Annotated in this window: 25 protein-coding genes and 1 tRNA gene; 16 read left to right on the top strand and 10 right to left on the bottom strand. The window is 35.5% G+C overall.

The genetic code is table 11. The features are described from left to right. Positions 1 to 94 precede the first annotated feature (94 nt). Together O5635_RS04580 and O5635_RS04575 are read right to left on the bottom strand one after the other, a co-directional pair. On the bottom strand, positions 95 to 547 hold the full coding sequence (locus O5635_RS04580) for a peroxiredoxin (protein WP_036900311.1): 453 nt from the start codon (positions 545 to 547) through the stop codon (positions 95 to 97). Between the two features lie 123 nt (positions 548 to 670). Continuing rightward, complete coding sequence (locus O5635_RS04575) at positions 671 to 1309, bottom strand: SOS response-associated peptidase (RefSeq protein ID WP_036900308.1); 639 nt, start codon at positions 1307 to 1309, stop codon at positions 671 to 673. Positions 1310 to 1610: 301 nt separating this feature from the next. Between O5635_RS04575 and O5635_RS04570 the strand changes: the two genes are divergently transcribed. Then, positions 1611 to 2276: an SDR family oxidoreductase gene (locus O5635_RS04570; RefSeq protein ID WP_036900305.1), complete on the top strand. Its 666-nt coding sequence runs from the start codon at positions 1611 to 1613 to the stop codon at positions 2274 to 2276. A gap of 272 nt (positions 2277 to 2548) precedes the next feature. Here O5635_RS04570 and O5635_RS04565 read toward each other — a convergent pair whose 3' ends face one another. The 3 genes from O5635_RS04565 to O5635_RS04555 all read right to left on the bottom strand — a co-directional run bounded on the left by O5635_RS04565 (position 2549) and on the right by O5635_RS04555 (position 3619). Beyond that, on the bottom strand, positions 2549 to 2992 hold the full coding sequence (locus tag O5635_RS04565) for a GLTT repeat protein (protein WP_036900302.1): 444 nt from the start codon (positions 2990 to 2992) through the stop codon (positions 2549 to 2551). A 4-nt stretch (positions 2993 to 2996) separates the two neighbouring features. After that, on the bottom strand, positions 2997 to 3230 hold the full coding sequence (locus O5635_RS04560; RefSeq protein ID WP_072013242.1) for a DUF3721 domain-containing protein: 234 nt from the start codon (positions 3228 to 3230) through the stop codon (positions 2997 to 2999). Positions 3231 to 3304: 74 nt separating this feature from the next. Next, positions 3305 to 3619, bottom strand: a complete 315-nt coding sequence (locus O5635_RS04555) for a hypothetical protein (RefSeq protein WP_036900296.1) — start codon at positions 3617 to 3619, stop codon at positions 3305 to 3307. A 287-nt stretch (positions 3620 to 3906) separates the two neighbouring features. Between O5635_RS04555 and O5635_RS04550 the strand changes: the two genes are divergently transcribed. Further along, the gene (locus tag O5635_RS04550) at positions 3907 to 4257 is read left to right on the top strand and encodes a hypothetical protein (protein ID WP_036900295.1); all 351 of its coding nucleotides are present in this window, start codon (positions 3907 to 3909) and stop codon (positions 4255 to 4257) included. Between the two features lie 642 nt (positions 4258 to 4899). Further along, positions 4900 to 5592, top strand: a complete 693-nt coding sequence (locus tag O5635_RS04545; RefSeq protein WP_052042610.1) for a helix-turn-helix domain-containing protein — start codon at positions 4900 to 4902, stop codon at positions 5590 to 5592. A gap of 250 nt (positions 5593 to 5842) precedes the next feature. Here O5635_RS04545 and O5635_RS04540 read toward each other — a convergent pair whose 3' ends face one another. Then, positions 5843 to 6199 (bottom strand): AbrB family transcriptional regulator, encoded by a 357-nt coding sequence (locus tag O5635_RS04540; protein WP_036900294.1) that lies wholly within the window; start codon positions 6197 to 6199, stop codon positions 5843 to 5845. A 215-nt stretch (positions 6200 to 6414) separates the two neighbouring features. Between O5635_RS04540 and O5635_RS04535 the strand changes: the two genes are divergently transcribed. The 5 genes from O5635_RS04535 to O5635_RS04515 all read left to right on the top strand — a co-directional run bounded on the left by O5635_RS04535 (position 6415) and on the right by O5635_RS04515 (position 9171). Next, positions 6415 to 6597, top strand: a complete 183-nt coding sequence (locus tag O5635_RS04535) for a rubredoxin (protein WP_036900293.1) — start codon at positions 6415 to 6417, stop codon at positions 6595 to 6597. 114 nt (positions 6598 to 6711) lie between these two features. Continuing rightward, the gene (locus O5635_RS04530; RefSeq protein ID WP_193741982.1) at positions 6712 to 6861 is read left to right on the top strand and encodes a hypothetical protein; all 150 of its coding nucleotides are present in this window, start codon (positions 6712 to 6714) and stop codon (positions 6859 to 6861) included. Between the two features lie 179 nt (positions 6862 to 7040). Further along, complete coding sequence (locus O5635_RS04525) at positions 7041 to 8126, top strand: hypothetical protein (RefSeq protein WP_269608088.1); 1086 nt, start codon at positions 7041 to 7043, stop codon at positions 8124 to 8126. Between the two features lie 108 nt (positions 8127 to 8234). Further along, positions 8235 to 8741: a hypothetical protein gene (locus tag O5635_RS04520; protein ID WP_036902146.1), complete on the top strand. Its 507-nt coding sequence runs from the start codon at positions 8235 to 8237 to the stop codon at positions 8739 to 8741. 118 nt (positions 8742 to 8859) lie between these two features. Next, positions 8860 to 9171: a hypothetical protein gene (locus O5635_RS04515; protein ID WP_052042880.1), complete on the top strand. Its 312-nt coding sequence runs from the start codon at positions 8860 to 8862 to the stop codon at positions 9169 to 9171. 60 nt (positions 9172 to 9231) lie between these two features. Here O5635_RS04515 and O5635_RS04510 read toward each other — a convergent pair whose 3' ends face one another. Then, the gene (locus O5635_RS04510) at positions 9232 to 9609 is read right to left on the bottom strand and encodes a DCC1-like thiol-disulfide oxidoreductase family protein (protein ID WP_269608087.1); all 378 of its coding nucleotides are present in this window, start codon (positions 9607 to 9609) and stop codon (positions 9232 to 9234) included. Between the two features lie 324 nt (positions 9610 to 9933). Here O5635_RS04510 and arfB point away from each other — a divergent pair, with 324 nt between their 5' ends. Further along, positions 9934 to 10353, top strand: a complete 420-nt coding sequence (gene arfB, locus O5635_RS04505) for an alternative ribosome rescue aminoacyl-tRNA hydrolase ArfB (protein ID WP_036902153.1) — start codon at positions 9934 to 9936, stop codon at positions 10351 to 10353. A gap of 98 nt (positions 10354 to 10451) precedes the next feature. Here arfB and O5635_RS04500 read toward each other — a convergent pair. Further along, a tRNA-Gly gene (locus tag O5635_RS04500) sits at positions 10452 to 10523 on the bottom strand. Positions 10524 to 11035: 512 nt separating this feature from the next. Between O5635_RS04500 and O5635_RS04495 the strand changes: the two genes are divergently transcribed. The 6 genes from O5635_RS04495 (at position 11036) to O5635_RS04470 (ending at position 14608) form a co-directional block, all read left to right on the top strand. Then, positions 11036 to 11209, top strand: coding sequence for a hypothetical protein (locus O5635_RS04495; protein ID WP_152557302.1), 174 nt, complete (start codon positions 11036 to 11038; stop codon positions 11207 to 11209). Positions 11210 to 11374: 165 nt separating this feature from the next. Beyond that, the gene (locus O5635_RS04490) at positions 11375 to 12472 is read left to right on the top strand and encodes a potassium channel family protein (protein ID WP_052042882.1); all 1098 of its coding nucleotides are present in this window, start codon (positions 11375 to 11377) and stop codon (positions 12470 to 12472) included. 120 nt (positions 12473 to 12592) lie between these two features. Further along, positions 12593 to 12880 (top strand): DUF1330 domain-containing protein, encoded by a 288-nt coding sequence (locus tag O5635_RS04485; protein ID WP_036902158.1) that lies wholly within the window; start codon positions 12593 to 12595, stop codon positions 12878 to 12880. 82 nt (positions 12881 to 12962) lie between these two features. Then, the gene (locus O5635_RS04480; protein WP_036902162.1) at positions 12963 to 13235 is read left to right on the top strand and encodes a DUF4090 family protein; all 273 of its coding nucleotides are present in this window, start codon (positions 12963 to 12965) and stop codon (positions 13233 to 13235) included. A 45-nt stretch (positions 13236 to 13280) separates the two neighbouring features. After that, entirely contained in the window at positions 13281 to 13652 is a 372-nt protein-coding gene (locus tag O5635_RS04475; RefSeq protein WP_036902164.1) for a DoxX family protein, read from the top strand. Continuing rightward, complete coding sequence (locus O5635_RS04470) at positions 13649 to 14608, top strand: tetratricopeptide repeat protein (protein WP_052042884.1); 960 nt, start codon at positions 13649 to 13651, stop codon at positions 14606 to 14608. Before O5635_RS04475 ends, O5635_RS04470 begins: the two co-directional genes overlap by 4 nt. Positions 14609 to 14693: 85 nt before the next feature. On the opposite strand, the gene O5635_RS04465 is transcribed toward O5635_RS04470, so the two are convergent. Continuing rightward, complete coding sequence (locus O5635_RS04465; protein WP_036902166.1) at positions 14694 to 14942, bottom strand: hypothetical protein; 249 nt, start codon at positions 14940 to 14942, stop codon at positions 14694 to 14696. Positions 14943 to 15044: 102 nt separating this feature from the next. Beyond that, positions 15045 to 16346 carry a hypothetical protein gene (locus O5635_RS04460; protein WP_036902168.1) on the bottom strand — a complete coding sequence of 434 codons (1302 nt, stop codon included), beginning with the start codon at positions 16344 to 16346 and terminating at the stop codon, positions 15045 to 15047. Positions 16347 to 16461: 115 nt separating this feature from the next. On the opposite strand from O5635_RS04460, the gene O5635_RS04455 reads away from it, so the two are divergent. Beyond that, positions 16462 to 17154, top strand: coding sequence for a hypothetical protein (locus O5635_RS04455; RefSeq protein ID WP_036902171.1), 693 nt, complete (start codon positions 16462 to 16464; stop codon positions 17152 to 17154).

The raw sequence follows: 17154 nt of genomic DNA, 5'->3' as shown, positions 1-17154 counted from the left end.
AGTCTAAGACTTTAATACGACTAATTTTTAAATCAAGAAACTTTTACTAAGGGAGAAACTAGTTAAAAATCAAAAACTATTTAAATAGCCAAACTTATCGAATATTTTCTAAAACCCTTAAGGCTTCCGTAACATGTTGAGGTCCATTTAGAAGGTCATTGAAAACATAGCGAATAATCCCTTCTGAATCCATTATAAAAGTAACTCTACCGTCAATCAATCCTAAGACTTTAGGAACGCCAAATTGTTTTCTTAAGGAATTATCTTCGTCACATAGCAGCGGGAATGGAAGTTTATTTTTATCAGCAAACTTCCGGTGACTATCTTGACTGTCATTGCTCACACCCCAAACAACGGCTCCAAAGATTTGAAACAGATCATATTTATCACGAAAGCCACAGGCTTCCGCGGTGCAGCCTGGAGTATCATCTTTTGGATAAAAAAATAGAACCAATGGCTTACCTTTGATATCTTTATTGGATCTTTGCTTGCCTTCTTGGTCAGCTAAAGAAAAATACGGAATTTTTTCGCCAATATCTAGAGACATGTTGATAAATTAAATGAGTTTATGAGATGTTCAGCTTGAAGTGCTACTTATAGTGTAGGCAATATGGTCACTTTTGTTTTGAATAACCAAAGAATGCCCTTAAGAATTTCTATGCTTGTTCCTTTAAAACAAACTCATTTGGTTAGTTGTAGATACTTTTGTTGATTCTGCCACCCAATTTTCAGCACTCCATTCGTTTAATAGAGGTTGAAGGGTTTTGAGCTCTTGCTCGGTTTTTTGTGGAGCGATCCAAGTTTCTTCTAGACCATGAGGAATAATGGCTGGCATTCGATTATGGAGGGGCTTCATTAGTTGATTGGACTGAGTTGTAATCACACAGCAGGTTTCTAGCTCACTTCCCTCAGGTCCCATCCATCTATTCCATATACCTGCGAGCCAAAAAGGTTTACAATCTTTCCTTCTTATTCGATAGCCTCTTTCAAAGAATCCACTTGCCGGTAGTAAGCATCTTTTATGTCTCCAACTATTTTTGAAAAATTGTTTTTCTCTAATAGTTTCAGCCCTTGCATTGAAAGGCCTTGCTCTTGAAGGATCGAAGGGGTCCTGTACCCATTCAGCAACAAACCCCCATAACATAAAAACAGTGGATATTTTCCCTTCGTTCTTAAGCACAATGACTGGATCACTAGGCTTGATTAAACCCTGTGAGATGTATTTGTCTTTCAACCCTTGTGGGGCATCTTTTTTTAGAATGGAGGGTAGTTGATCGAACGTAGTTTTTAGTTCATATCTCCCACACATAATTAAACAACGATGCTTTAGTAAGTTTTACATTAACCAGAGGTACAATTTATGTAGATTATTTCTTGAAAACAGCTTTAACTCTTCATAAGAGGATCTCCACCCATTATTCTTCCATCAATAATATAACTAATCTTAAAATTGATGATATGAAGTATTCACTGTTTTACGAGACTGGTTATTCAGCCAAATCAATTGTGGTAATAGATTTTTCATAAATTTGATAAAAATAGTGTATTTCAGCAGGTAGAAGCTCTATATAAAATTACTGAACTACAATTAATTAAGTTGCATAGTTGTTTTGGCTATTTACTTGATAACAGGATCCAACAGGGGCATAGGTCTTGAATATTGTCGACAGTTAAAAGATAGAGGAGATGATGTCATCGCAACATGCAGATCGTCTTCTCAAGAGCTGGATGATTTGGGCGTAAGAGTTGAATCAGGGGTCGACGTGACTTCTGGGACATCAGTTTTAAGCCTTAGAAACAAGCTAAAAGGATTGAATATAGATGTATTGATTCACAATGCGGGCATAGCTGAATTTAATTCTTTATCAAATCTTGACCCGGAAAGTGTTACTCGACAGTTTGAAGTAAATGCTTTGAGTCCTTTGTGCTTTACCCAAGCATTTCTTGAAAATATGGGGTTAGGATCCAAAGTCGCCCTCATGACTAGCCGCATGGGTTCTATTGATGACAATACTTCTGGAGGATCCTATGGCTACAGAATGTCTAAAGTGGCTCTTTGTATGGCAGGGAAGTCTTTATCGATTGACTTAAAATCACGAGGGATTGCTGTGGCAATATTGCACCCTGGCTTGGTTAGCACTCGCATGACTGGGTTTACACGTAATGGAATCACTACAAAAAAATCTGTGAATGGTCTTATTGCAAGACTTGACTCTTTAACACTTCAAAATTCTGGTACTTTTTGGCACTCTAATGGAGAAGTTCTACCTTGGTAAAAGACTTGGAGATTATCTTTAGTGATGTAGAATTAACTATAAATTTATTAAACTAATAATAAATTTATAGTTAATTACAATCTAATTAATTCTCACTTTGCTGATGCAATTATAATAATAGAAATACCCTTTAAAAAGCCTTTAGAAATAAACCTATCAGCCACTATAGGAATTTTAATAATTTTGAATTTACTAAGCTTTAAAGTAATAAATAGTCCAAGCACTAGAAGGCATAGGCTCTTAGTGTTTTTAGGCGATGGATCTTTGATTAATTATTCATTAACTCCATGAGTCGCACAAGGCATCCACAATTGACCCATCTTATGTACGCCTAAGCAACCGAGCTTTTTAGCTTCTTCTTCTGCTTGAGACCTTGTTGGATAGGAGTAGATGTTTCTGAAGGATGAATTTCCACTATTGCTTATTTGCCTTTGGAGAGTTGCGTTCTCTGGACTCCACACCTTGAGCCCCATGGTTGTTATACCTGCAGAAAATATTCCCATACCAACTATTGAGGCGTTAACCACTCCCATTGCTACTACCCCGAGGGAAACGACTCCCATTGGCACAATCCCAATGCTTACTATCCCCATTGGGACTACTCCAATTGATATAAAACCAAGTGGAGCTATCCCAATCGCAATTTTTTTTGGTTTACTTCCACAATGGCCCGAAACTTCAAAGTTCTCTTGGCTAGGATCATTCACTTTTTTCATTTATTTAGTGATGATGATGTTCATGACTGTGATGATCTTTGCACGGCATCCACACATCTCCCATTTTGTGAGCACCAATACAATTGAAATCCTTCGCAGCTTTTACAGCTTCTTCTTCTGTATTAAAAATCGAAGGGATCCCTTTTTCAGTTGCGTCAGAAAAGGAGCCGCTCACTAATGCAACAGACAAGGGACCTAGAACAGATAGAATTGTTCGAGAAAACTTTGAAAAAGTCAATTTCAATATTTAGACCTATTTATATTAAGTTGAGTACTAAAAATTTCTATCAAATCGTTGTGATTAACTGAAAATTATTCGGCATTCTCAAATTGCCTGGCAAGTTTGAATGCTTTTTTCAGAATAAGTATTACCCCATAAACCCCGGCAAGAGCTGGAATAATGATTAAAGGGTTAGGAGAATAATCAGAATAATTTTTCACGCCATCTACATATTCATGACCTGAGCAACTAAGAAAACCAAAAGAAGTAAGGACTAATGACCATCCAACAATAGAGAGAATACCTCCTTTTTTATCGCCTTCATAAAAGCGGTCTAGGCCTAAACCCCAGCCAAAGACAAGGAATGCGAGTCTAAGAACTGCGTTTTTTTCTTGTTTGCGAAGCATGTGCTTAATTAATTGAATATATAGTAATTAGGTTTTCATTTTTTTGCGTGAGGTTTTGCAATAACTTTAAGTTAGTAATTTTGCTTGCCACTTCAGAAGGTCACTAGCGGAACCTAAGGCGATAAAAAGATTTGTAATTAAGAAATCTGAAACACAGAGATTCTATAAGTCTTTTGGAATTAAGGAGCAAGACACTTTAAAAGAGTCAGAATATAAGCATTCCTAGGCAAAAAGATGAGGTGAACACTCACTTTTTCTTTTACCTAAGTTTTTAGAGTACTTTCGTTATGGCTTTATCTCCTTTTGATTTTCTTAAAACAATTAATCTTTTCAAAAAAAAGGTAAAAAATATCTATTCAAATATCGCTGCTAGCACGAAGTCAGACAAAGCAATGACTTCTTGGGAAACGCACAAAAAGAAAGTTTTGGAAAGGCAGTTGAAAACCGAGGAGGCTAAGAAAGCTTGGGAGCAAGAGAAATTTAAATTAGAATCTAAAGCTTCTGAGGAGCCTAATGAAAAAAGAGAAAATATAATTATAGACCAATTTCAATTAGAAGATGGTCCCCCAAAAGAAAAGTCAAATATAAATAGAGAGGGATTCTCAATTGAAGAACAATCTCTTTTTGATGAAAATTAATACCGATATAAAGAATAGTTGTTTGCTTAAGAGAGTTTATCCAGGCGCCAAAATGCTTTCCCTGATTAGCTTTAGGATTAATATTACTCCTTAAACATAACTTCGCTTTTTTTTCAGCTATTCGCCTTGACCTTCTTCTGAAGCTAATTTGAAAATGTAATATAAATAATAGCAAACCCCACCTAGAAGTATTGCTACCATAATATTTACACTATGGACTATCTCAGTTTCAGCAGGCATTTCTCAGCTTAAAAGATTTCATATGGCTTCGTGATTAGAAGAACCAAAACCATACTAAATAAACCAAACAAGTCTTAAGCCTTTTAAAAGAAGCCTTGTTATCGAAATAAGATATTCCTGGCTGAGTATATCCAAGCCTAAAAAGGCTGATTTTCTTGATTCATAAGATGATTAAGAGAAAAAAAAGAGATTATTTAATTTGCAAAGATTTCAATTGTTTATAACAAATGTAATGCTAATAAAAAAAACCTATATAGGAAACATGACATCTGGTTCGCTTTAAGGCTAAGATAATAAAGGATTTTATTGTTTTTATCTTTCTTAAGCTAAGCTGTATTCATTTTAATGCATTAAATAATTTTTCCTTTCTTTATGAATCAAAATATACCCAATCTTAAGTCTATGAAGGAAGTTGGACTTTTAATGAGTCAAGCAAGAAAAAATAAATCCATCTCCATTTCATCTTTATCAAAGAGTTTACGTATTGCGAAAGAGTACATTATAGCACTTGAAAATGCTCGATTCGACCTCTTGACTGAGGATGTTTTTATCAAAGGAATGATAAGAAGAATCTCTGAAAAACTTTCTATAGACTCCACAGTCATTATTAATAAAATAAATATTGAGGCAATTGCTTCTAACAATAAGGATATAGCTAAACCTAATAAAACTTGGCTAAGTAAGTATTTTGGAATTTTTAGCAAGAGTAAATCACAATCTCAAGAGCCGAATCAAGGAGTCCTTTTAACTGAAAAAACTCGAAAAGTTGAATTGGATTTTCAAAAAGAGGTAAAACGTATAGCAGATGAACAAAGATTGTTTGAGGAAAAATGTATAGCAGAGGAAAAACCTGTATTAGAAGAAAAACCTATAGCAGAGGAAAAACCTGTATTAGAAGAAAAACCTATAGCAGAGGAAAAACCTGTATTAGAAGAAAAACCTATAGCAGAGGAAAAACGTTTGGCGGAGGAAGAACGTTTGCTGAAAAAGGTTAAGAGTTCATCTCAAGAAACAGTTTTGATAGTGAAGAATGGTCGCATCACAGAAAAGATATTTATACAACCAAATGGAAAAAGATTTCGTGTTAATGGGTGATGCAAGATATGTCAATAAATTTGCATAGATGGAGTAAGTAAGCTTCTTAAGCAATTTCGATTAACAAATTTTCACTTGATACTCTGAAATAGCAGCAGACTAATTGGTGAGTAAAAAGATCTATCAGCTATCTCATTATGGGAAAGAGTCCTTAAAGTTTGCTAGAAGCGAGTTTTTAGCCATAAAAAATGCTGGCAAGTTGAAAAGCTTGCCAGCAAAAATTGATTAGACGTTGATAATGTCTGAAAGTTTAACTTTCGCCTTCTGGTACTAAACGGAATCCTTTCCTGCCCATCTTAATTTCAAAGTTGTCTCCAGGCTTGAGGTCTAAAAGAGCTGTGTAAGCCTTGCCAATCAGTAGATTTCCGTTTCCTTGAACAGTGGCGACATAGCTAAGTTTCCTGCCTCCTTTGCCGATACCACCAGCGCTTTCAGAAGCAAGATTTACCCCTTTAGCTTCAAGCAGAGCTTCATAGAAGGCTGTGAAGTTAAGGCGTTCTCCGCCTCCTTTTTTAGTGGATACATATCCACATGCCTTAACAAGATCAGACTTTGAGACATCACCCAAGTCTTTTACTTTGGCTAATAAATCCTTACCAGTGAGCATGATAAATAATTAGAGATACTTTCAGCCTAACTTATATTTAAGGCTGAGACAATTATATATTAGCCTAAGGCACAAAGATTCGCATCTTCTGAATTTTTCGAGGAGTTTTTCACAGTGCTTAATCATATGGCTCTTAACTCAGATGTTCATGCTGAATGTTTATTTGTCAAATTCAAATTTTTTTGCCAGTTTTGAACTAGAAGACTTGAAAGTTTATGGCATCATCACTGATTAAAAAAAAATATCAATGCAAAGATTGCATATATGCTTATAACCCTGAACTAGGCGACCCTTCTCAAGGTATTCCTCCTGGGACTGCTTTCGAAGACTTGCCTGAATCATGGGTGTGTCCAATTTGCAAGGCAGGTAAAAGAAGGTTTAAGCCTTTTCTTAGTTAAGGATTAGAAAAGCATCCAAGATATATGGAATCCTTTTGAATCTTCTTGCCTATTCCGCTTGTCTATGCGTTAAGGATTAATGCAAATGATCAAGGTTTTTTCTATAAATAATTAATGAATCAAATCCTTCATTCAATTAGCCACCCTTTAGAAGGTTGTGCCTATCTGGTTTATATAGGTTTGTTTATCCGTTGGAAGTTCCCTGAGACTTGGAATAAATTTGTTGAGAGGCTTTTAGTTAAAAAACTGCCTAGAAAACAGTAATTTTCAATCGGTATATTCGGGTTTGATTAAATGGTTCTTCTTTTCGCGCAACTAGGATGTGTTCATTTTTCTTCATTGAATGAGTTTTTTATCAATTCATTTGATGGATCTTTAAAGGTATAAGCGTCTGAAAAGTTAGAAGAGTGCTTGAATAAATTGATATTTTTGGACATAATCACGTGGCAGAGAAAAAGGCAGCAGCCGAGAAGAAGGCCTTAGCAGAGAAGAAGGCAGCAGCAGAGAAAAAGGCAGCAGCAGAGAAAAAGGCAGCAGCCGAGAAGAAGGCCTTAGCAGAGAAGAAGGCAGCAGCAGAGAAAAAGGCAGCAGCCGAGAAGAAGGCCTTAGCAGAGAAAAAGGCAGCAGCAGAGAAAAAGGCAGCAGCAGAGAAAAAGGCAGCAGCCGAGAAGAAGGCCTTAGCAGAGAAGAAGGCAGCAGCAGAGAAAAAGGCAGCAGCAGAGAAAAAGGCAGCAGCCGAGAAGAAGGCCTTAGCAGAGAAGAAGGCAGCAGCAGAGAAAAAGGCAGCAGCAGAGAAAAAGGCAGCAGCAGAGAAAAAGGCAGCAGCAGAGAAAAAGGCAGCAGCAGAGAAAAAGGCAGCAGCAGAGAAAAAGGCAGCAGCCGAGAATAAGGCCTTAGCAGAGAAAAAGGCCTTAGCAGAGAAAAAGGCAGCAGCAGAGAAAAAGGCAGCAGCAGAGAAAAAGGCAGCAGCAGAGAAAAAGGCAGCAGCCGAGAAGAAGGCCTTAGCAGAGAAAAAGGCAGCAGCAGAGAAAAAGGCAGCAGCAGAGAAAAAGGCAGCAGCAGAGAAAAAGGCAGCAGCAGAGAAAAAGGCAGCAGCCGAGAATAAGGCAGCAGCCGAGAAGAAGGCCTTAGCAGAGAAGAAGGCAGCAGCAGAGAAAAAGGCAGCAGCAGAGAAAAAGGCAGCAGCCGAGAAGAAGGCCTTAGCAGAGAAGAAGGCAGCAGCAGAGAAAAAGGCAGCAGCCGAGAAGAAGGCCTTAGCAGAGAAGAAGGCAGCAGCCGAGAAGAAGGCCTTAGCAGAGAAAAAGGCAGCAGCCGAGAAGAAGGCCTTAGCAGAGAAGAAGGCAGCAGCAGGTGCTAGTAGAATTCAACAAAAAAATCTGAAAACTGCCTCTGAAAAGAAAAGAGAACAGCGCAATGAATTCTTAAAAGTGTCTGTTTATATTGATACAGGCAAGATTCTTGGACTTGTTTCTCTTGGTGTTGCAGCCTCTGCAATTCTCATGGGCATATTGGCTTTTATTGTGAAGTGACCCTGAAAAAAATTTCATATATCTTCTTTTTTTAGGCTAGTAGTTTCAACTTTAAAAAATAAGTTCTTTTCAATGCTTGAATAGGATCCTAATTTAAAGGGTAAATCAGTGTTAGGAGACAGAATCCAAGAAATTGCAGATTTCGCAAGGGGAGAATCTCCTTACCGTTCTGCCAATAAAGGATGGTTAACAGATGATGTCTATCTGCAATGGGGAGCAACGAAAGATAAATCCTCAGAGAAATTTGATCAATTAGTAAAGGTATCTTTTTTTTGGCAACCGATAATTAAGGCGGCTTTAACACTTATAAGTGTAATCTTTTTCGCCAGTCTTTTTGCTTTTATGCCTTTAACACTCTCTCAAGGTAAATTTAAGCCAATGAATGAATTGTTAAGCGTAAGTTTCAACTTTGTTTCAGCAGATAATCAATTGCAAGTAGACAACTCAAATATGAACAAAACGAAACCAAGCCCAGAAGAACCTTTAGTGGAGACAGCTATAGAAATGGAATCTAAAGTTGGCATCTCTTCAAAACAAGAGGTAAGACCAGAAAGTGATCAGCGGAGAGTAAACACTATTACTGCAGTTGATTTGTTTCAAGCAAACAAGCATTAATTAGAGTCGCAAATTTTCAAATCATTTGTTTTGGAGCATATATTTTTATACTGACCTGAACGTTCTCAAATTAGTCATGTATTTAATAGGAATATTACTCTCCTTATTCATATCAATAATGGCTCCAACAACATTTGATTGTGATGGTGGTTTGCTTCAAGCTACTATTAGAAATAATTTGAATGGTGATTTTGCTATTCAAACCGATCTCGAAAAAATTGATGAAGGAGCATTTGTTGTACTTAAATGGAAAAAAATCAACCTTATGCTCCCGGTTTCATTTCAGGTTGGCGAGATAAGCTTTACAGATAGGAAATGGCTTTGGAGTTATAAGGATAACAAGACTGGCTTACATGAAAAAACTCCAACTTTTCAACAGCGCTTACCTAATGGAACGATTGTTGAGCATAATTGTAGAAGTCAAGATTAACAATCTCTTCCCTTAGTTGCAGACATTAAATATAAAAGTATATTCTATTTGGGCATTAATTTAATTTTTGATAATTAGGCTAGTGCTAACTCCTTTAAATATAAGAGATACCCTTCTTGACCAAATAAGTAATGGGAATAAGAAATTTGACCTTTGGTCCGAAAGAAATATAACTCTAAGGATTTCCAGTAATGAATCTGATGGATTTTTCATTTGAGAGCATATCCATGTAATTGCCATAGGACCTTGTAAAACTTCATTATTTTTAATTAATATTGCCCCTTTATCCAGATCATGATCTTTGCCTAACAAAGAAGATACTTGAGCTGTATTACCTCTACCATTAATCATTTCCAGGTTGCTCAGACCACTTTTTAGTTCTAATAATTCAGCAAAGTGATTGCAGAATGGACATTCCCCATCATAAATAAAAATCATTTTGTAGTTCATCGTACTAAAAAATGGAATGTCAGCTTAAACCTTCTAATTATATTGTATGTTTTCTCTGAGTGAAGATTTTATTCTATAAAATGATTTTTATACTTTTATCTATTCCTATATGCCAATATCTTTAGCAATTCATTTAAGATCCTTTTGGACTACCAAGACAAGTTGATGATAGGGGCCTTGCTTTTCTTGACCCTTTCAGGCCTCTATTATATTTGGTTATGGTTCAGTGGTTTTATTCGTGAAAGTAGAACAGGCGATAATATTAAACAACCATGGGAATAAACATTAATTACAGAAAACGTTTTGGAATAAATGGTTAGCTCAAAATTGATTATCCCTTCCAATGAACTTTGTTGGAGATTTTCTCGCTCTTCTGGGCCAGGAGGCCAAAATATTAATAAAGTTGAGACTAAAGTAGAAGTTTTGTTTGACATTGAATCTTCTTCTTGTTTTGACTTGTCTCAGAAGAACTTGATAAAGAGTAAATTAAAAGGATTTTTGACTGGTAATAGCCTTCGTATTGTTGCGCAGGAGAAGCGTACACAATATCAAAACAGGAAATTAGCGTTAATGAGACTAACTAGATTGCTTGAAGAAGCATTAAACTCTTTTAACAATCGAAGGCGTGAAACCAAGAGAACTTTTGCTTCGAAAGTACGTCGTCTAAATTTAAAGAAACATAGAGGATCTATCAAAAAGAATCGGAGAGAAGTTATTTTTTTAGACGATTGATATTTATAAAATGCCTGTTAGAAGAATGAAACTATTTTTTTAAAGGGGATAATTTGTTTTAATTTTAAATTCGAAATGGTAAGAGTTTTTGATTGAAAAGCGGATGACCAGATTTGAACTGGCGACATTCAGCTTGGGAAGCTGACGTTCTACCACTGAACTACACCCGCAATGGTTTCAATCAGTCTAAGGTTCTATTAAGGAATTTGTTTTGTAAAACTTTTATTTTCTTTTAAATTATTGCAAGAGCCAGCTCATTCCTAAAGATTATTCCTATTGAGCTTTCAAGATGAGTAGTTAAGACAATGGTTCGAATTATTTTGTGAAACTTTAATTTACGAATAGATTTAAGGGTGTTTGCTGAGAAAGAAATACTTTCCCTTAGGATCGCTTAGCTTCTTTGAATGGTGTAAATGATGTATTTTTCTTAGGAGAGCTACACTTCTCGAATGCTGGTAAATGTCTTATTTCCTAAGCCTGAGAGTTTTCTATGAAAGTGCTACTAATAGACTCCATAGGTAGCGGATTTTCTTTTGCGCTGTACATATAGCACTATAAATAGTGTGTAGGCTAAGCTGACAAATCTAGGCACAATGATTACCCTTCATTCAAGGCCGGGTGATGGGGATTATTCGGTCATTAATTATGGGTTGTACCCATTATCATTTACTTGACTGGAATCATGAATCTAGGATTGCTTTTTCTTGAGTCTGTGTCTACAGGTGTAATCACGCAAGAAGAGTTGATTTGGGTGGCTAGTCACCAGGAAGATTTTACAAGAGTAGAAGAGGCAACAGCTATTAAACTTGGGCGTTTATTGGATAGAGGTTTAATTCAGCTAGGCTGTAGGATATAAGAATACTTTATTGTAATTTTTTCCACATAAGAATAAATCTCGACTATTTATTCATTGATTTGAATCCTTGAAGTATTTCATGATTAAAACCCCTGGAAATTTTTTGAATATATATTAGTAATATGATGAAATTAGTGATCTTTAATTGATTTAATATTCATACTTATGAGGCGGTCAAGCTTTCAATGGACTTTGCTTAAAGATCTTGTCAAACCATGGCTAGGCTCAGCTATTTCCTTGGGAGCATTATTTGTTTTTGGAGCACTAGGTTATCGGTATACGGAAGGTTGGGATTGGGGCGACTCTCTGTGGATGGTGCTTATAACCGTTAGCACTATTGGGTTTGGAGAAGTTGAACCTCTTAGTGCTGCTGGAAGGGTGGTGACAATATTAATAATTGGAGGAGGCTTAGTAGTAGTGCAGTTAACTCTGCAAAGGTTTATTCGCTTATTTGAAGCGGGATATTTTCGTAGAATGAGCCAACTAAGGTTTCGAAGATTACTACGTAGCATGCAAGATCACGTAATTATTTGTGGGTTTGGCCGGATCGGTAAAGAAATTGCTCAACAACTTCAATTTGAAGGAGTACAAGTTCTGATTGTAGAAGTTGACTCAGTTCGAAAAATTGCCGCTGAAGAGAAAGGCTTGAATGTCCTCTTGGCAGATGCGACTTTGGATGAAACTCTTCTATTGGCGGGTATAAAACAATGTCGAAGTCTTGTTGTTACTTTGCCCAGTGATGCTGCAAATCTTTATGTTGTTTTAAGTGCAAGAGGGTTAAGTCCTAAATGTAGATTAATAGCCAGAGCTGAAAGCGAAGAAGCTGCAAATAAGCTTAAATTAGCTGGAGCGAGTGTAGTTGTAAGCCCCTATGTTGCAGCTGGCAGAACCATGGCCTCTACGGCATTAAGACCTATTGCGGTAGATTTTTTGGATTTATTAGCTGGGTCGCAATGTGAAATCGAAGAATTCTTGTTGAGTCATGACTCAGCTAAATTTAAGAATATAGATAATCGAACATTATCTGGATTGGAATTAGGCAGGCAGAGTGGGGCAATGGTTTTAGCTATACGTGACGGAAATAGATTGATTACAAACCCTAGTGGTGATATTCAAATAGGCCCTGGTCAACTTTTAATTGCAATGGGAAGTAAAGAAGAGCTTTTAAGATTGCGTCACTTGCTTGGCAATACTCTTCTTAATGTCGAGACAATGAACTTTACAAGAAATTTGGACGAAGACTCACCTAAGCAGAGTGCTTAATCCCTGCAGCCCTTTTCGTAAACCTAACTGGAAAATATCGCTTTTTTAAGAAAATATCGCGGGTTCTGCCGCGAGAAGCAGACCATATGCGATACTCCTTCATATTTTCTTAATTATTCCGTGTCAAAGGGTTATTGGATTAAGCAAGCAAGCATTGCAAGCAGCGATCTGTTTATTGAATATATTCAAACGGTTATACCATGGCTGCTTTCAGTTGGCGGAGTGATAATTGCAAAGGATATAAGTCAAAAATCAGATCTGAATGAGTGGGATGGTGGTCAGTTAGGAGTAATTGTGGAGTTTGAATCAAAGGCAGCAGCCCAAAAAGCATTTTACTCAGCTGTTTTCCAGGAATATATAGAAATAAATGGGTTAGCTTCCAACCTGACTCTCTCAATTGTGGGTTAGATACTAAATTATTTAGTTATTAATACTAAAATGAATTTGTTAGCTTAAATAAGCCAACCTTTTATATAGACCTCAATTATCAATGGATTTTTCAGGCCCAGAAGCAGTCGATAAAGCTATACAGTTAGGGATTGATCTTGATGGCAGTCCAATACCTCTCGCAATGCTTGAGTTGTATAAGGAAGTTATGGAAAAAGAAGAAAACAGGCAAAGAAGTGGAGTTAAAAAGTCGATGCGAAATAGAATTGTTCGTTCTGGTGCAAAGCATATAGACCAAAAGAGTCTGAACAAAAGGCTTATAGATGCAGGCTGGAATGGCTTAACAGAAAAAGAAGTCAACTACTTTTTTAAATGAATTAACTAACTTTTTAGCTTTTTAATTAAGAAATCCATTAAGAAAATGAACAAACTAATTTCACGTAAAAACTTTGATTTTCTTGGAAGAGTCTTATTGTCAGCAGTATTTGTTAATGCAGTTCCAATAAAAATAACAAGATTTGCTTATGTGTCTGAGCTCATCGTTGACAGAGGTGTACCAGAGCTTCTTGCTCCTGTTTTATTAGTCGCTTCTATTTTTTGTTTAGCCATAGGGTCACTTGCACTTGTGTTTTATAAAAACCATACAGTTGGTGCTGCTTTACTTTTGACCTTTCTTGTTCCCACAACACTTTTGTTTCATTTGGATCCTTTACAGCTAAAGCAGGTGCTTATGAATCTTGGCTTGATAGGGGGGCTTTTGATAATAATTACTAGGTCAATATCTCCAGAATGAGCCCATTAGGCATATACAAAAAAATAAAGAAATTTGATAGATTAAATGTTTTTTATGTAACCTTAGGTTTTTTATTACTTGCAGCAATTTCTATTCACGCTAGGAAAACTTTAATTGATGATAATTCTTCTAATAACTTTAATTTAATATCTTTATATACGAAAAGGATTGAATTAAAGCCTTTAGAATTAACTAATTATTATAATCGGGCTGTTATCAAATATAAATACGGAGACTATCAAGGAGCTATAAATGACTTTACAAAAGCTATTGAGCTTGATAATAATCATGACCCTAGCTTGAATAACAGAGCTACTGCTAAGCTTCAGCTAGGTGAATATGAAGATGCAATCTTAGATTATACTAAGGCAATCACTATTAATTCAAAAGATTCTGACTATTTATTTAATTTAGCTAAAGCCAAAGATCAATTTGGTGATTATAAAGGTGCTATGATTGAATATACTAAGGCATTGAAATTAAACCCCTTAGATGAATACAGTTTTTACAATAGAGCAAATACAAAGTATCAGTTAGGAGATTATATAGGTGCCAGGGATGATTATTCGGAGGCAATAAAGATTAACCCAAATGATGAATTGGCTTATTTTAATCGAGCTGGATGTAAATATCATTTAGGAGATTATCAAGGAGCAATAAATGACTACACAAAGGCAATTAATATTAATTCAAATAATTATTTAAATTTTAGCAATCGAGGAAGTGCTAAATTTAATTCTGGTGACTACCAGGGAGCTTTGATTGACTACAGTAATTCAATTAATATTAACCCTAAAAATCCTATTAATTACTTCAATAGATCAGGTACACTGAATCGCTTAGGACTCGACAATCAGGCCTGCCAAGATTTGCAAAAAGCAATTTCTTATGGCTATGAAGTTTTGACTAGTGATATAAACAAAATTTGTGCCATAAAAAAAAGCAATAGCAATTAGATTTTCTAATTGCTATTGCTTTTTGCTTTTCTCTAAAAGGTTATTTCTTTCTGAAAAGAAATTAAGAGTTTAGAAGTTAGTTTCTTCAGTCTTGATCTTGAGCCTCTTCCATTTCCATAAGAAGTTTTAGCTTTGCTTCTCTTTCAGCTCTTTTCTTTTTGGCATTGCCGCCGCCGCCGCCGCCGCCGCCGCCGCCACACGCTATCCATTCAGGTGACTCACCCTTTGAATGGTTTGAGTTGTTTGACTTGGAAGATACTTCAGTACTTATTCCGATTAGTGCTGATACCAATAAAGAGGAAACCATTACAGGTAATAACTTCTTCACTTTCATGTGGCTTTCATTGAAAATACAACGTACCGACTTTAATGAATTGAGTGATTAAACTTGTATAAAAAAACTAATTGTTACAGAAAATGCAATAAATTTTACAAGTCATTTAATAAAAGGGATTAAATCGTTTGCTAAAGCACTACTTAATCGAGAAGCTCCATATTCAGTTAAATGGCTATAGTCTATGAACCAAGCTGTGCTTTCTGCTGCATTGGCATAATCCAATACTTGAATATCTGGATTTAGACGCAAGTTTTTAATAAGCTCTTCTCGGTAATCTCTTTCTATTAATTGCATCTCTTTTTCATAAATTTCCAAGGGAGCTTCTGTCCTATTAATAAGATGGCCTATCCCATTAATAGGAATATTTCTATTTACTTTGGGTTTTAAGGAGGTAAAGTAAGTTGGAGCATAAGCATATACATATTTACCACTCTCAATTAATTTTGCATTTGAATTTATATTCCTTACGACTGAATTGATCAAATAATCTCTGATATCATTATATTCTGCAATGGAAAGATTAAATCTTTTAGAAACTATTTCCTCTAACGAAGCATATGAGACTTTTGGAGATAATTCTATTATTATCTGACTTTTATCTTTAAGTTTAGTATCATTAACATCTAGATTGCTGCGGACTATGTTCATCATATAATATATATTACTATTTTTAGATATAGAAGCCATTAATGCATTGATACCACTCCTAATATTCCCATTATAGCTGCTAGTAATATCTTCTATGTAGTTAATGTTCTCTTTGGCAATCATCATTCCATTTGCATATTTATATTTGTTGATTTTGATGTCTTTTTTATTTGTTAGAAGCCTTATAAAATTCCAGAAATCTTGTATCCCTCCAAAACTTATTATTAAACTTGGCTTTGGGAGATCATCGTGGAGCGGCTCAGCATTTAGGTATCTCATTATCTCTACATGCTCTTGCCATGTGTTGTAGCCAGAGTATGCGGCATTGATAAGATCCAGCGATTTGTCTTGGATCCTTAAATTTCTTTCTAATTGACTTGCAAAAGTTTTTTTGTTTTTTGCAGCGTATAGCCCTTCTCCCATAGCAACACTATTCCCAACAAGTAATACTCCTTTAGCCTTGCTGGATGTTGACTTATAAGGAGTTTCAACTAATCCATGCTTGTTACAGCTTAAATCATTTAAACTATTAACCAAATTTTGTTTATCATTGCAATTTTTCCTCCATCCTGAAATCGGATCATAAATTGTAGTACTTGAATAGCTTGTTCTATTTAATAAGCTTTTATTTCGCTCCACAATGCTAGGTATTTTCATATACAGCCCTATAGTAAATTCAAGCATAAGAATCCCCAGAGGAGTTAAAAGAGCAGTGTATGAAAGAATTTTTTTTAGATCTTTGGAGCTAGCCATTTAAGTTATATTGTTATACTAGTAATTAATAGTTTTATTATAATGGAATTGGATTTGGAGAAAATTGTGGTTAATGCTAATAGAATCTTTGCATCATCAGATGCTGTCTTAAAACATGAATGAAGTAAATATTTTAGAGGTTTTGCATGAGACAGCATATGCAGAGCAAGGTTCTGCCTTGGAAATGTTAGCTGCTTGTAAGCATGCTTCTAAAAATACATTTGCATTTGGTTATTTTGAGCATGCTAAGGATGAGTATAAGCATGCAAAAATCTTTCTTGAAATCCTCGCAAAAAAGACCAGAAACTTTCCAGTAGAATTTTCAAAGCAATATCGCTTTACTCCTTTGGGGCTATTATCAAAAGGCTATATTTCAAAAAGTGGTTTTCTTATAGAGAGATTAAATTTAAAGGATTTCATCGCATTTGTTTATACAAATGAGTTATTAGCTAAGGAATCTTTTTCAAAAATATCTCAATTATTAGCATCAAATATAGACGAGCAAAAGCTAATATCTTTAATTATGTTAGATGAGCTTAGGCACCATGAGATGGCAAAAAATCATTTTCTAAAGTATTATCCTAATCTTCAACCATTCCATTTGTTGCTTTATCGTATCAGAGAAATTATTAAGAATAAGAGTAGAAAGTTGTATCATCAAAATCTTTTATTTTTAGAAAAAATCTTCTACCCTCTATATCGCTTAATCGCATATGGGGCTGTGCCTCTTTTAAGACTAATAAGTATTGCTGAATTCAATCGAACTAATGTTAACTTAATGTCCATTTCATCTAAAGGACTACTCTAG

Origin of the sequence: Prochlorococcus marinus str. MIT 0919 (assembly GCF_027359375.1) — a bacterium.
In the GTDB taxonomy this organism is placed as follows: Bacteria; Cyanobacteriota; Cyanobacteriia; order PCC-6307; family Cyanobiaceae; genus Prochlorococcus_D.
The sequence above is the reverse complement of the archived record's forward strand: the minus strand, read 5'-3'. Positions and strand labels throughout refer to the sequence as shown.

Excerpts from the sequence above, each read along its gene's own strand:
- O5635_RS04555 (WP_036900296.1), bottom strand. The coding sequence starts at position 3,619 with ATGCTTCGCAAACAAGAAAAAAACGCAGTTCTTAGACTCGCATTCCTT.
- O5635_RS04565 (WP_036900302.1), bottom strand. The coding sequence starts at position 2,992 with ATGAAAAAAGTGAATGATCCTAGCCAAGAGAACTTTGAAGTTTCGGGC.
- O5635_RS04545 (WP_052042610.1), top strand. The coding sequence starts at position 4,900 with ATGAAGGAAGTTGGACTTTTAATGAGTCAAGCAAGAAAAAATAAATCC.
- O5635_RS04580 (WP_036900311.1), bottom strand. The coding sequence starts at position 547 with ATGTCTCTAGATATTGGCGAAAAAATTCCGTATTTTTCTTTAGCTGAC.
- O5635_RS04460 (WP_036902168.1), bottom strand. The coding sequence starts at position 16,346 with ATGGCTAGCTCCAAAGATCTAAAAAAAATTCTTTCATACACTGCTCTT.
- O5635_RS04465 (WP_036902166.1), bottom strand. The coding sequence starts at position 14,942 with ATGAAAGTGAAGAAGTTATTACCTGTAATGGTTTCCTCTTTATTGGTA.
- O5635_RS04550 (WP_036900295.1), top strand. The coding sequence starts at position 3,907 with ATGGCTTTATCTCCTTTTGATTTTCTTAAAACAATTAATCTTTTCAAA.
- O5635_RS04495 (WP_152557302.1), top strand. The coding sequence starts at position 11,036 with ATGAATCTAGGATTGCTTTTTCTTGAGTCTGTGTCTACAGGTGTAATC.
- arfB (WP_036902153.1), top strand. The coding sequence starts at position 9,934 with ATGGTTAGCTCAAAATTGATTATCCCTTCCAATGAACTTTGTTGGAGA.
- O5635_RS04575 (WP_036900308.1), bottom strand. The coding sequence starts at position 1,309 with ATGTGTGGGAGATATGAACTAAAAACTACGTTCGATCAACTACCCTCC.
- O5635_RS04540 (WP_036900294.1), bottom strand. The coding sequence starts at position 6,199 with ATGCTCACTGGTAAGGATTTATTAGCCAAAGTAAAAGACTTGGGTGAT.
- O5635_RS04515 (WP_052042880.1), top strand. The coding sequence starts at position 8,860 with ATGGCTCCAACAACATTTGATTGTGATGGTGGTTTGCTTCAAGCTACT.
- O5635_RS04535 (WP_036900293.1), top strand. The coding sequence starts at position 6,415 with ATGGCATCATCACTGATTAAAAAAAAATATCAATGCAAAGATTGCATA.
- O5635_RS04490 (WP_052042882.1), top strand. The coding sequence starts at position 11,375 with ATGAGGCGGTCAAGCTTTCAATGGACTTTGCTTAAAGATCTTGTCAAA.
- O5635_RS04480 (WP_036902162.1), top strand. The coding sequence starts at position 12,963 with ATGGATTTTTCAGGCCCAGAAGCAGTCGATAAAGCTATACAGTTAGGG.
- O5635_RS04470 (WP_052042884.1), top strand. The coding sequence starts at position 13,649 with ATGAGCCCATTAGGCATATACAAAAAAATAAAGAAATTTGATAGATTA.
- O5635_RS04475 (WP_036902164.1), top strand. The coding sequence starts at position 13,281 with ATGAACAAACTAATTTCACGTAAAAACTTTGATTTTCTTGGAAGAGTC.
- O5635_RS04530 (WP_193741982.1), top strand. The coding sequence starts at position 6,712 with ATGAATCAAATCCTTCATTCAATTAGCCACCCTTTAGAAGGTTGTGCC.
- O5635_RS04455 (WP_036902171.1), top strand. The coding sequence starts at position 16,462 with ATGAATGAAGTAAATATTTTAGAGGTTTTGCATGAGACAGCATATGCA.
- O5635_RS04510 (WP_269608087.1), bottom strand. The coding sequence starts at position 9,609 with ATGATTTTTATTTATGATGGGGAATGTCCATTCTGCAATCACTTTGCT.